This is a genomic window from Roseibium sp. (assembly GCF_048260565.1).
Lineage (GTDB): Bacteria > Pseudomonadota > Alphaproteobacteria > Rhizobiales > Stappiaceae > Roseibium.
On sequence record NZ_JBLXGP010000012.1, the window covers coordinates 169918 to 183466 of the forward strand.

The following is a 13549-nucleotide window of genomic DNA, read 5'->3' on the forward strand; positions in this document are numbered from 1 at the left end:
CGGACTAAAGCGGTACTGTCGCAAGCTGATCCGAAAAGCGGATCATGATGAACTTGCCTGGAAAAACACGCCGGTTTGCAGGATGTGTTTCAACGTTTGCGACAGCACCGGCGCGGCGCATAGCCATACAGTCGATCAATGAAAATTGCGCCCACCGGGCAGGGCCTTCAGGGTCTGTCGCGGCACCTGAGGCTCCAGGTCCTGCCGGAGTTCCGGTACGTCCCGGACAAGCTGGGCCAGGCGGCTCGCCGGTTTGATCTTTTCCGACAGTTCGATCACCGGGCGCTTGACCTCGTCGGCGCGGGCAAGGCCGGCGTTTTCCAGGCTCATGTCCGACAGGCGGGCAAGGAGCGGCGTGGCGTCCTCCACGTGATCCGCCACCACATGGATGACGCCGGATTCCGACTGCAGCCGGCCGGTCACCTTCAAGAACCGCGCGCCCATGATCAGCGGCCGGTATTTCTCGAAGGCCTTGGGCCAGATGATGATATTGGCGACACCGCCCTCGTCCTCCAGCGTCAGGAAGATGACGCCCTTGGCCGAACCCGGACGCTGGCGCACCAGAACGAGACCGGCCACCGTCACCACCCGGCCCGAGCGGACCCGATCCAGATCCTTGCAGGGCAGCACCCGCATCTCCGACAGCGCACCGCGCACGAAGGAAACCGGGTGCGCTTTCAGTGAAAGACTCAGGCTGCGGTAATCGGCCATCACATGGGCGCCGGGCAGCATCGGCGGCAGGTCCGCATCCGGTTCCCGCCTCAGATCGGCAAGGCGGGCCGTGTCGAACAGCGGCAGGCGGTCGCGCAAGGCTCCCTTTTCCAGCCCCTGCGCCGCCCATAGCGCCGTACGCCGGTCGAGCCCGAGCGAGCGGAACGCGTCCGCCTCCGCCAGGCGCATGATGACCTGCCGGCCAAGCCCGGTCCTCAGCCAGAGATCGCGCACCGAATCGTAGCCCTGCCCGCGTAGCGCGATGATCGTGCCGACATCCTCTTCCCTCAGGCCCTTCACCATGCGCAGGCCGAGGCGCACGGCCCTGGTCGACCGCACCACATCTCTCATCTCCCCATGCCGCCGGTGGAGATGACGGGCCGCCTCCATGCCCGGCTCCAGCATCGCATCCCAGCCGGACAGGTTGACGTCCGTCTCGCGCACCTCCACCCCGTGCTCGCGGGCGTCGCGCACCAGCTGGGCCGGAGCATAGAAGCCCATGGGCTGGGAGTTCAGGAGAGCCGCGCAGAACACATCCGGATAATGGGCCTTGATCCAGGCCGACGCATAGACCAGCAGGGCGAAACTGGCCGCATGGCTTTCGGGAAAGCCGTATTCGCCGAACCCCTCGATCTGGCGGAAACAGCGCTCGGCGAACTCCCGCTCGTAACCGTTCTGCACCATGCCCTCGATCATCTTGGTCTGGAAGGTGCCGATGGTACCGACCCGGCGGAAGGTCGCCATCGCCCGGCGCAACTTGTCCGCCTCGCCGGGGGTGAACCCCGCTGCGACGATGGCGATCTTCATCGCCTGTTCCTGGAAGAGCGGCACGCCCATGGTCTTGCCGAGCACTTCCTCCAATGCCTTCGACGGATAGCTGACCTGCTCCAGTCCCTGCCGCCGGCGCAGGTAGGGATGCACCATGTCGCCCTGGATCGGCCCGGGGCGCACGATCGCCACCTCGATGACGAGGTCGTAGAAGGATTTCGGGCGAAGCCGGGGCAGCATGGTCATCTGCGCCCGGCTTTCCACCTGGAAGACACCGACGGAATCGGCCCGGCACAGCATGTCGTAGACCTCCGGCTCCTCCGCCGGAATACTGGAGATGGCGTAATCGACGTCATACTCCGTTCGCAGCATTTCCAGCGCCTTGCGGATCGCCGACAGCATGCCGAGCGCCAGGACGTCGATCTTCAGGATCCCGAGAGAATCGAGATCGTCCTTGTCCCACTCGATCACCGTGCGGTCTTCCATGGCCGCATTCTGGATCGGCACCACCTCGTCGAGCCGCCCCCGGGTGATAACGAACCCGCCCACATGCTGGGACAGGTGCCGCGGGAAGCCGATCAGGATCTTGGCGCAGGCAAGCATCTGCGTCAGCAGCGGATCGGCCGGATCCATGCCGGCCTCGCGCACCTGGGTGTCTTCAGTGCCCGCGGACGAGCGGCCCCAGACGGTGCCGGACAGCGCGCCGATGGCATCCTCCGACAGGCCGAAGACCTTGCCGACCTCCCTTAAGGCCGAGCGGGAGCGGTAGGTGATCACGGTGGCTGCCAGTCCGGCCCGTTCGCGGCCGTATTTTTGGTAGATGTACTGGATCACCTCCTCCCGCCGCTCATGCTCGAAATCGACATCGATATCAGGCGGCTCGCGCCGTTCCGGAGAGATGAACCGCTCGAACAGCAGATCGGCCCGTTCCGGATCCACTTCCGTGATGCCGATGCAGAAACAGACCGCGGAATTTGCCGCCGAGCCGCGGCCCTGGCAGAGGATGCCTTGCGAGCGGGCAAAGCGGACGATGTCGTAAACGGTCAGGAAGTAAGGCGCGTATTGCAGCTGCTCGACCAGGGCCAGTTCATGGGCGACGGCCTTTTTGACCTTCTCCGGCGCCCCGGCGGGATAGCGCCGGCGCATGCCCTCCTCCGCCAGCCGCTGCAGCTCCGCCTGGGGCGTGGCGCTCTCGCCCGCAGGCTCTTCCGGGTACTCATAGGCAAGGTCGTCGAGAGAGAAGGACACCTCGTCCAGGATCTTCAGGCTTTCGCGCAAGGCGCCGGGGACGGCGTCGAACAGGCGCGCCATTTCCTCCGCATCCTTCAGATGCCGTTCCGCATTGACCTGCAACTTCCGCCCCGCCGTCTCCAGCCGCTCGTGCAGGCGGATGCAGGTGACCACATCCTGCAAGGGACGCCGCCCGGGCGCATGATAGAGCGCGTCGTTGGTCGCCAGGAGCGGCACTCCGCACCCATCGGCAAGGTCGGTGGCAAGCTGCAGCCGCCGCCGGTCGGAGGGCCCGCGCGGCAGGGCACAGGCCAGCCGGACGGATTTCCCGAATTCATCTTTGAGCTGCGTGAGGATACGGGCAATGCCCTCTGCCTCCGGCAGGCCGGCGGGCAGGACCAGCGCCATCGGGAAACCCTCTTCCAGAATTGCCAGGTCGTCCGCCACCAGATGGCATTCGCCCTTGGGCGCACGCCGGTTGCCGGTGGTGAGCAGACGGGTCAGGCGGCCGTAAGCAGAACGATCCTGCGGCCAGACAATCAGGTCCGGCGTCCCATCCAGGAAGGCGAGCCGGCAGCCCGGGACGAAGCGCAGGCCCACCTCCTTGGCCGCCATATGCGCCCGGACCACGCCGGCCATGGAGTTGCGATCGCAGACGGCCAGCCCGGACAGACCGAGCGCCCCCGCGGTCATGGCGAGTTCTTCCGGATGGGACGCGCCGCGCAGGAAGGAAAAATTGCTCGCGGCGCATAATTCGGCGAAGGCGGGAGCAGGATCTCCGATCATGCGAACACCCCTTGCAGATACCAGCGCGGGGTCGACGTTTCGCGGGCGTAAAGCCCTTCCCGGTAAAGCCAGAACCGCCGGCCGGCGTCGTCCTCGATCCGGAAATAATCCCGGGTCACGCCCTCGCGGTTCGATGACGGCGCATCCGGTGCCCCCACCCACCAGGGCGGAGCGATCCGCTCCGGCCCTTCCGAGCGGACCACCCGGTAAAGCGTGCGCCGCCAGCGGAACCGGAGCGGCGGGCCTTCCGGCACCATGGCAACTGCCTCCACCGGCTCCGCCGGATCGAGCAGCCGCAAGGGGCGTTCAAGAGGCATTTCGGAACTCTGCCGGGCCTGCAGCAGCCCAGCCTCGTCCAAAGTCCCGAGCCCAAGATCGTCGCAGCCCAGAACCACCGAGGAAAAACCGGTCCAGGCAAGCGCGTCCTCGCGCACGACGGCAGCCGGCACCAGGGCCGTCTGGGATTCCGGCAGATGCCGCTCCACAGGCAGAAGCCGGGTGACCCGATCGAGCCCGAGCCGCGCGCCGAGCCGGTCGATCAACCCCGCCAGATCGGCTTCGGCCTCTGCCACACCCCGCCCGCCAAGATCGAGCTGGGCGGGGTCCTCGTCCTGCGCTTCCAGTACCGAAAGACGCACGAGATCGTAGCCATAGCCGGCATCGAGCACGCTTTCGTCCACTTTCAATTTTTCGGCAAAGAGCGCCAGGATCCGTTTCGGCACCCGCAACGGCCGGCTGGTGCCCACAGTCAGCTTCTGAACCGCACCATCGACCCGAAACAGCGCCAGCTCGAAAGCCCGGCCGCCCTGACAGCGCCGCTCCAGCGCGTCGGAAAGCTGGCCGGCCAGCGACAGGGCCACCGCGCTGACATCTTCCAGACGCCCGATCGGTTCGAAAAACCGCCGTTCGGCCATGATCAAGGGGGCTGGGAACCGGGGCGAGATCGGCTCGCCCTCCCGGCCGAACGCCTGGTCCAGACGCCGCACCGGTGCCAGCCCGAAACGGTTGGCCAGCGGGGCACGCGGCCGCGTCGCGATATCGCCGATGCGGCTCAGCCCGACCCGCTCCAGCCCTTCGATGATTTCCGGATCGAGCCGCAGGGCGGCAAGCGGCAGGGACGCCAGCACCTCTTCCTGCCGTCCGGAGGCAATCGATCCGCCGTCGCCATAACGGGCGACCGCCCAGGCGGCTCCGGGCGTATCGGCGATGGCCCCGCGCACGGCAAAGCCCTGCCGCTCCAGCCGATCAAGCGCATCGGCCAGCAGCGCCTCTTCGCCGCCGAAAAGATGGGCGCAGCCGGTGATATCGAGGAACAGCCCGTCGCCCCCGTCAATCGCCACCAGCGGCGTGTAACGGTCGCACCAGTCGGCCACGAAACCAAGCAGGAGGGCATCCTCTCGCGGCGCGGCTTCTTCCGCCAGCAGCGACGGCACCCGCGCCCGGGCATCGGCCAGAGCCTCGCCGGAGCGCAAGCCCAGAGCGCGTGCCGTGGCCGTCAGACAGGTGATCCGCTGCGCATTGCGGATTTTCGCGACCACCGCCAGCGGCGGCGCGGCCTCAGCCGGCGACGGGGAATTCGACCCGCTGCCCGGTCGGTTCCGCACCCGCCAGGACGGTCCCATCGTCCGGCGCAGAATCCGGTCGCAGGCCAGCTCCGGAAACCAGAGCGACAGAACGCGCTGGCGCGGCAAAACGCCTTTCAGCATGTCTCCACTCCAGATCAAGACGGCCGGACCGGCCGTCACGGTTTCGGGTCAGTTCCACGTTCCAGACAGCCTCACCGACCGCCTCATGCGGCCCGGAGCGCAGCAGCGCCGGTGCCCGCGAGCGTTCGGGCGAGACGCACCACCGGGTCAGGGCCGCCGTCGGCTCGAACGCGGCCCCGTGGCGCACCAGAAACACCGGCACGCCGCTGGCCTGAGCCCGCAGCAGAAGCCGACGGGTCGCCGTCAGGTCGAGCGCCTTCTGCGCGCCCTGCACCTCGCCGACGACAGCCGCCAGGACGGACGAGCGCGTGCCTTCCTCCATGGCCCATAACAATTCCTCGGTCCGGCGCGGCCGGACGGCGATCAGGCGGGCCGGATCGACGCCGAAACGCAGCAGGCCCGGCCCGTGCAATAGCCCGGCCTCCCGACCGGCAAGCGGATCCTGAACCCAGAGCACGGCTCCGGAGCGCGCCGACATCACCCTGGCAAGCAGTGCGAGGGCAAACCCCGACAGGGCACCCGCATCCCGGCTTTCGCCACTCACCACATCATGCAGGCTGCCGCAGGCAAGTCCGCCCGCGGCAAACAAGCCATCCAGCGCCTCAAGACCGAAGGACAACCGGATCGGTCCCGGCCCCTGCTTTCCGGCGGAAAAAGCAGGGGCCGGACCAAGCTGCCCATTGAAGGGGAGGCCTCCCTCAAGGGCCGCGATGCGGCGGCGCAGCTCGGCAAGATCTGTCCGGCTTTCCGGCCGGATTGCTGGCGGGCTTTCTGGCGGTCTGGGCACAGTCTATCCAATCATCTTGGATTTTGTTCTCTCTTTGTTCTTATAGATTCCGAATCCCGGACGCGGAGTCAAGAGCCTTTGCGAACCGGACCGAAGCAATGTGAAATACCGTAAGGGAAACATCTGGAAACATTTCACAGAGGTTTGATCGTGCGAACAGCGTTTCAAAGCCACGGAATCTTAAGTCCCTCGTGTCATAACAGCGCCGGATAACGGATCGGGGACCCCTCTTTGCGCCTATTTGCAACGACCTGGACACAACGACTGCAGCATATGCCGGCCTTGCGGCCGGTGGCGGACGTGCTGAACCAGATCCTTGGAGCCCTCCGCGATCCGGCAGACGGCAGCGGCGGCGCAAGCCGCATGGCCCTGTCCACCTTCGCGATCCGTGTCGGCGGCGCAGCACTTGCCTATGTCTCCCAGATCATCCTGGCCCGCCTGATGGGCGCCCATGACTACGGCATCTTTTCCGTGGCCTGGACATGGATCGTGGTTCTCGGCGTCATGGCCTGCTGCGGGTTTTCCTCCTCCGCCACCCGTTTCGTCCCCGAATACAGCGAAACCGGAGACCTCGACCGCCTGCGCGGCTTTCTGCTCGCCAGCCGCACCATCGCGTTCCTCGGCGCCGCCCTCGTCACGGGTGCCGCGATTGCGGTGGTCTTCCTGCTCCATTCGGTGATCGATTCCCAGTACACGCTGCCGATGGTCGTCGTTTTGCTGGCCCTGCCCATGTTCGCCTTCGGCGGCGTTCTGGACGGCATCGCCCGCTCCCACGACTGGCCGTCGCTTGCCATGCTGCCGACCTATATCTGGCGGCCCGGCGCGATCCTGGCCTTCCTGCTTCTCTTCATCCTGATCGGCCAGCCCGCCACCGCCCTGACCGCGGCCTTTGCCGCCCTCGCCGCCACATGGGTCATTGCGATCTATCAGCAGATCAGGCTGAACGGGCGTCTTGCCTCCAGGGTCCCGAAAGGTCCCCGCCGCCTCGAACTCCGCACCTGGTTCGCCATCTCAATGCCCATGCTCATGGTGGAGGGGTTCTTCCAGCTGATCACCAGCGCGGACGTGATCATGGTCAGCTTCTGGCGCGATCCGGACGAAGTCGCCGTCTATTTCGCCGCCTCCAAGACGCTGGCGCTGGTGCATTTCGTCTACTTCGCCGTCCGCGCCGCCTCCGCGCACCGGTTCTCCCGCTTCGTCACCACGAACGACAAAGAGGGCCTCGCCGCCTATGTGCACAAGGCGACCACCTGGACCTTCTGGCCGTCGCTCGCCACCGGCCTCGCCGTACTGATCGCCGCCCCCGTGCTGCTCAGCCTGTTCGGCAAGGACTTTACCGCAGGGCTCCCCCTGATCGCGGTTCTGCTGGTGGGCATACTGGCCCGCGCCTCCGTCGGGCCTGTCGACGCCCTGCTCAACATGAGCGGCAACCAGAAGAGCTGTGCTGTCATCTATGCGGCCACCTTTGCCGTCAACGTGGGCCTGAACGTCGTCCTCATTCCCCATCTCGGCCTTATGGGCGCGGCTCTCGGCACCAGTCTCGCGATCATGTTCGAGGCCACCTGCCTGACCATCTCCGCCCGCAGGACCCTGGGTGTCCAGACCTTCATCCTGCCGCTTCTCCTGAACCGGAAGAGGACGGCGGCTTGACGGAATCCGACCTTCCGGCAATTGGTGATCTGGAACCGATTGTCATCGATCCGGTGCGCCCGGATGATCAGCTCAGTGCCTGGCGGGCACTGGCCGAAACGGCTGCCGACCCCAATCCGTTCTTCGGTCCCGATTTTCTCATGCCCTTCCTGGAAGACATGGGACCGGAACATGTCCGTCTCTGCGCCGTCAGGGACAAGCGGACCGGCCGTTGGATGATGGCGGCTCCCTTCGGCCGCAGGCGCCTCGGTCTCGGCATTCCCGCGGCGACGGCCTGGGCCACGGAATACGGGCCCCTGGGCACGCCCCTTCTGGACGGCAATGCCCCTACGGGAACCGGCGAGCGATTTCTGGAACTGGCGACACAGACGGTCGGACTTCCCCTTGTGGCCTTTCCCTACCTGCCGTTCGATTGCGCCGCCGCTCCACTCCTGAAGGCTGCCTCCTGGCATCCCCGGGACGCCCATCCGGAAGTGCGGGCCGGCCACGACGGCGGAGTGGAAGGCGAAAAGCAATTCTCGAAGGCCTTCAGCGGCAAGAGGCGCAAGGAACTGCCCCGCCTGGTGCGCCGCCTGTCCGAACAGGGTGAGGTCCGCCTGGAAAGCATCCGCGGGGAAGACGCCGTCCGCATGTTTGAGACCTTCCTGGAGCTGGAAGCCTCCGGCTGGAAGGGAAAGAAGGGCACGGCTCTCCTGAACCACCCGGCCTCCACGCAATTCGCCCGCAGGATGATTGCCGCGCGCGCCAAATCGGACGGGCTTCGGATCGACGTCTTTTCCGTTTCCGGCAAGGCGATCGCCATGCTGGTCATCCTGCTTGAGGGCGATCGCGCCTTTTCCTGGAAGATCGCCTTCGACGAGGACTATGCGCATTTCTCCCCCGGCAGCCAGATCGCGCTTTATGCGCTGGAGAAGAACCTGCAGGATAAGCATCTGAAGGGTGCCGATTCGCTTGCCGTTCCGGGACACCGGATGATCGAGCCGCTGTGGCGCGGCCGGATCCGCTACGCCACCCTGCTGTGCGCAGCGTCGCGCGCCGGACGCCTCCTGCAAATGGCCGGACATTTCGATCTGTCCCTGGAACGCGACCTGCGCCGCCTCGCCCGCAGGCTTCTGAGACACTAGAGCGCCTCAGCCTTCGGCGCGCGCCTTTTCCCGGAGGATCCGGCGGATCACCTTGCCCGTGGTCGTCATGGGCAGATCGGACACGAATTCGATTTCGCGGGGATATTCGTGGGCGGACAGGCGCTGTCTCACGAAGCCCCGGATCTCGTCTTCCAGCGCCTTTCCGGCCGTCACTCCGTCCTTGAGCACCACATAGGCCTTGACGATTTCGGTCCGCAACGGATCCGGCTTGCCGATGGCGGCCGACAGCTTGACCGCCGGATGCATCAGCAGGCAGTCCTCGATTTCCCCCGGACCGATCCGGTAGCTGGCTGATGTGATCACGTCGTCGTCGCGGCCGACGAAATGGACATAGCCGTCCTCGTCCTGCAGGCCCTGGTCGCCGGTGATCATCCAGTCGCCGATGAATTTTTCTTTCGTTGCCTCAGGCTTGTTCCAGTATTCCAGGAACATCACCGGATCGGGCCGCCGCACCGCGATCTGGCCGAGCGTTTCCGGCGGCAGGACGTTGCCGTCGTCATCGATGATTGCCACCTCGTGGCCCGGGATCGCCTTGCCGATCGCACCGGACCGGGACACCCCACACGCAGCACAGGAGCCGAGCACCGCGTTGCATTCCGTCTGGCCGTAGAACTCGTTGACCTGGAACCCGAACTCGTCAGCGAACCAGTCGTAGGTCTCCCGGCCCAGGGCTTCGCCGGCCGAACCGACGCTGCGCAGTTTCAGGTCGAAGCGGCTTGCGGGCCGCTCGACCGCCCTGAGCATTTTCAGCGCCGTGGGCGGGATAAAGGCATTGCGAACCCCTTCGTCCGCCATCAGCCGGAAGGCCCGTTCCGGGTCGAACTTGCGGAAAGCGTAGGACACGACCGGCACACCGAAATGCAGCGCCGGAAACAGGGCGTTCAGCAACCCTCCGGCCCAGGCCCAGTCCGCAGGCGTCCAGAACAGATCGCCCGCCTGGGGCATGAAATCCTGCGACATCTGGATGCCCGGCAGATGGCCCGGCAACACCCGGTGGCCATGCAGCACCCCCTTCGGCTGACCGGTGGTGCCGGAGGTGTAGATCATCATCGCCGGATCGTCCGGCGTGGTTTGCAGCGTATCGAACCGGTCGGACGCGGCCTCGGACAGCGCGTCAAAGCTCTCAACCCCGCTTTCCGGCCCTTCGATGGAAACCACCAGACCCAGACCGGGAACGTCGTCGCGGATCTCCGCCAGTTTTTCCAGGCCCGCCGTGTCGGTCACCAGGGCGCTCGCGCCGGAATCGTTCAGCCGGTATTTCAGCGCCTCCAGGCCGAACAGCGCCGCCAGCGGCACCGCAATAGCGCCGATCTTGTAGATCGCCAGATGGGCAATCGCCGTCTGCGGCGCCTGCGGCAGCAGAAGCGCGACCCGGTCGCCACGGGTAATCCCCTTTGCCTTGAGGGCGTTGGCGAAACGGTTGGCCGCGCGCGCAAGCTCCTGATAGCTCCAGTTTTCCGCAGGACCGTCTTCATGGAGATGCCGGATGGCGAGGCGGTCCGGATCTTCCGCGGCCCAGCGGTCGCAGACGCTCGTCGCGATATTGTAGGTCTCGGGTATCTGCCAGCGGAAATTGGCAAGGAGAGAGCGATAGTCTCCGGCCTGCTTGAACATTCCGTAGTCCGTTGCTGATTTATTGTGCATCGGAGCCTACTCCTGCCCGTGCTGCAGTGCAATAGAGGTCGCGCCAGAAGGTAAACCTTCGCGTTTCCGCGATTTTCCCTTTCCATTTCAAATGAACTTGCCCGAGCTTCCTGCGTTCACTCGAACGCAGGAAGCTCCAGCTTTGTAAGATCGATCAACTTTTCTGCGTTCCTGTGCTCGCACAGGAACGCAGGTTGATCTAAAAGCCAGCCATCCGCCGCTTGGCGGAAACCGGTCGCAGCCTACCCGGTTCCAGCGAAAACAAGGGTTCATCCATGACTGACAAAAGCATCTACGAAAACCTGACCCAGCTCGGCGGACAGACCGAGCAGCCCCAGTCGCCGGAAGAGGCGGTTCTGGAAAAAGTGCCCAATCCGCAGGAAGGCACGGACTACATGGTCCGCTTTACAGCGCCCGAATTCACCTCGCTCTGTCCGATCACCGGCCAGCCGGACTTCGCTCATCTGATGATCGACTATGTACCGGACAAATGGCTGGTGGAGAGCAAGTCGCTGAAGCTGTTCCTGGTCTCGTTCCGCAACCATGGCGCCTTCCACGAGGATTGCACGGTCTCGATTGCCAAACGGCTGGTCGACCTGCTTGACCCGAAGTGGCTACGGATCGGCGGCTACTGGTATCCGCGTGGCGGCATCCCGATCGACGTCTTCTACCAGACCGGCCCGGTTCCGGACGGCGTGTGGATCCCCGAACAGGGCGTCCCGCCTTACCGGGGACGTGGGTGAGGGCAGAACGCCCGTAGCCATAGCGAAGGGCCGGAATGGCCCGTCCGGCGCACCCTTCACAGTTGCCGGAAAACAACAACCGGCTCCGAACCTCCCGAAACGGTCGCAGAGGCTGTTGAGGCTGACCGGAGCCGGGTGTAAAGGACGGCTTCCTTTTTGATCCATTTTGAAACGGGGTAACGGACATGCCGATCATGAACCGCTCGCCCAAAGGGGCAGCAAACCCGCGCTAACCCGCGACGACGGGACAGCCGGTGTGAACAGGACAAGGGTCTCCTTGTGCCTGTAATCCCTGCTTTCAAAATGGAAATCTCCCATGGGCAATTCCATCCCGGATGCCGGGCCGGCCGACGCCGTGCCTGCGTCCGTTCATACGTTTTATTCCGAAGCTTCCTGGATCGAGGGCGCGGCGGTCGATCAACTTCATCACGTCGCCGGGCTTGACGGCGTCAGGGCCGTTGCCGCCTTTCCGGATCTGCATCCGGGCAAATACGGCCCGGTCGGCAGCGCCATCCTGTCGGAACGCATCTACCCGCCGCTGATCGGCAACGACATCGGCTGCGGCATGTCGCTGTTCGCTCTGGATCTTCCCGCCCGCAAGCTGCGGCTCGACAAGGCCGCGGTCAAATTGCGCGCGCTGGAAGGTCTGTGGGACGGCGATACGGCCGGACGCCTCATTAAGGCCGGCCTTGCGCCCGACCTGCATCCTCAGGCGCTCGGCACCATCGGCGGCGGCAACCACTTCTGCGAGCTGCAAATCGTCGATCGGGTTTCCGACGGCCATGCGCTGGCGGACGCAGGCCTTGCCGAAGGACAGCTCGTGATGCTGGTGCATTCCGGCTCCCGTTCGCTCGGCATGGCCGTCTTCAGCGATGTCGATCAGGCACACCAGGGTCTGGCGGCAGGCTCCAGGGAAGCGGAAAGCTACCTTGACCGCCACCACGACGCAGTCACCTGGGCCCGGCTCAATCGGCAGATCATCGCCGAGCGGGCCGCAATTGCCCTGCGGGCGGACCTGACGCTCATTGCCGATGCACCGCACAACCTGATCGAGGTCTTCGATGGCCTTTATCTCCACCGCAAGGGCGCGGCAAAGGCGGATGGCGGGCTGGTGCCGCTGGCCGGTTCCCGCGATGCGCTGAGCTATCTGGTCCAGCCGACCGGCACCGTGCGGGAAGCCTTGTTTTCGCTCGCCCACGGATCCGGCCGTAAGTACGACCGTGCCTCCATGGCGGGCCGGGCCGGCGCAACGAAGTCGGACCGGCAGCAACTGGAACGCACCTCCTTCGGCGGCTATGTGGTCTGCGAAGACCGCCAGCTTCTGATCGAGGAGGCCCCGGTCGCCTACAAGTCCTCCGGCCAGGTGCTGGCGGATCTGGAAGCCACCGGCCTCGCAACGGCGGTCGCAGCCCTCAAGCCCTTGCTGACCTTCAAGAAAGCAAAGGCGGAGCGGGACACCGGCGATAGGGAAACCTGGAAACGCGCTCGCAAAAGGAGGCAGAGATCATGACCTCCTCAAAAGACCTGCGTCTTCTGGTGACCAGCGGCGACGGTCCGCGCGAATGCCGGCGGGCTGTCGCCCTGATCCTTACCCAGATGCGAAAGGAGGCCGCCCGGCAGAAGCTGACCTTTGACGAGACCCTATCCGACCCGGACACCCAGGATCCGCCGTCGGCCATCGTCCGCCTGTCGGGCGAGGCCGCCGAGGCCGTCGCAAAACGGTGGGTCGGAACGGTGCAATGGATTGCCCAAAGCCCGTTCCGGCCCCATCACAAGCGGCGCAACTGGTTCGTCGGTATCTTCCAGGTGTCGGCGGAAGATGCGGTTTCGACCGATCTCGATCCGAAGGAGTTGAAGTTCGAAACCTTCCGCGCCGGCGGACCGGGCGGCCAGCACCAGAACACCACGGACAGCGCCGTGCGCCTCACCCACCTGCCGAGCGGAATTGCCGTGATCTCGCGGGATGAGCGCTCCCAGCACCGCAACAAGCAGGCGGCCCTGCGACGCCTCGCCGACCGGCTCTACCTGCAAAGGGAGATCGCCGATGCCCGCTCAAAGGCATCGGAAAACATCCTGCACAAGCGCCTGGAACGCGGCAACGCGGTGCTCTGCTTCAAGGGGGAGAAATTCGTGGAGAGCTGATCGGTTCGGGGTGACAGTTTCCGGGAAGGCGTTGCGGTGCCACACCCCGGATTGTCACCCCGGGCGAACGCAGTGAGACCCGGGGCCTACTCGTTTGCAGAGCCGTTGCTGTCCTGATCAAAACTGCGGCAAGCGGCTCTGCGAGTAGGTCCCGGATCAGGTCCGGGATTGTTTGTTTTGAGCGATGTTATGATGGGATTGGTCTCCCGGAGCGGAATTCCGGGAGACCAGTGACAG

General features: G+C 65.3%; 9 protein-coding genes. 5 read left to right on the top strand and 4 right to left on the bottom strand.

What is annotated here, in order from left to right:
• Positions 1-135: 135 nt before the first annotated feature.
• Genes ACN0SO_RS21460 through ACN0SO_RS21470 form a run of 3 tightly spaced genes read right to left on the bottom strand, consistent with a single transcriptional unit; the run spans position 136 to position 5988 of the window.
• Positions 136-3495 (bottom strand): error-prone DNA polymerase, encoded by a 3360-nt coding sequence (locus ACN0SO_RS21460; protein WP_417680916.1) that lies wholly within the window; start codon positions 3493-3495, stop codon positions 136-138.
• Entirely contained in the window at positions 3492-5117 is a 1626-nt protein-coding gene (locus ACN0SO_RS21465; RefSeq protein ID WP_417680944.1) for a DNA polymerase Y family protein, read from the bottom strand. Before ACN0SO_RS21465 ends, ACN0SO_RS21460 begins: the two co-directional genes overlap by 4 nt.
• A complete protein-coding gene (locus tag ACN0SO_RS21470; RefSeq protein WP_417680918.1) occupies positions 5053-5988 on the bottom strand; it encodes an ImuA family protein in 936 nt (311 codons plus the stop codon). Before ACN0SO_RS21470 ends, ACN0SO_RS21465 begins: the two co-directional genes overlap by 65 nt.
• A 273-nt stretch (positions 5989-6261) precedes the next feature.
• Here ACN0SO_RS21470 and ACN0SO_RS21475 point away from each other — a divergent pair, with 273 nt between their 5' ends.
• Positions 6262-7638: a lipopolysaccharide biosynthesis protein gene (locus ACN0SO_RS21475; protein WP_417680920.1), complete on the top strand. Its 1377-nt coding sequence runs from the start codon at positions 6262-6264 to the stop codon at positions 7636-7638.
• Entirely contained in the window at positions 7635-8762 is a 1128-nt protein-coding gene (locus ACN0SO_RS21480; RefSeq protein WP_417680922.1) for a GNAT family N-acetyltransferase, read from the top strand. Before ACN0SO_RS21475 ends, ACN0SO_RS21480 begins: the two co-directional genes overlap by 4 nt.
• 6 nt (positions 8763-8768) lie before the next feature.
• On the opposite strand, the gene ACN0SO_RS21485 is transcribed toward ACN0SO_RS21480, so the two are convergent.
• The gene (locus tag ACN0SO_RS21485; protein WP_417680946.1) at positions 8769-10397 is read right to left on the bottom strand and encodes an AMP-binding protein; all 1629 of its coding nucleotides are present in this window, start codon (positions 10395-10397) and stop codon (positions 8769-8771) included.
• Between the two features lie 305 nt (positions 10398-10702).
• Between ACN0SO_RS21485 and queF the strand changes: the two genes are divergently transcribed.
• The 3 genes from queF (at position 10703) to prfH (ending at position 13312) form a co-directional block, all read left to right on the top strand.
• Entirely contained in the window at positions 10703-11170 is a 468-nt protein-coding gene (gene queF / locus ACN0SO_RS21490) for a preQ(1) synthase (protein WP_417680924.1), read from the top strand.
• A 316-nt stretch (positions 11171-11486) separates the two neighbouring features.
• A complete protein-coding gene (locus tag ACN0SO_RS21495; protein WP_417680926.1) occupies positions 11487-12680 on the top strand; it encodes an RNA ligase RtcB family protein in 1194 nt (397 codons plus the stop codon).
• Complete coding sequence (gene prfH, locus ACN0SO_RS21500) at positions 12677-13312, top strand: peptide chain release factor H (protein ID WP_417680928.1); 636 nt, start codon at positions 12677-12679, stop codon at positions 13310-13312. The genes ACN0SO_RS21495 and prfH overlap by 4 nt, the downstream gene beginning before the upstream one ends.
• Positions 13313-13549: the final 237 nt, after the last annotated feature.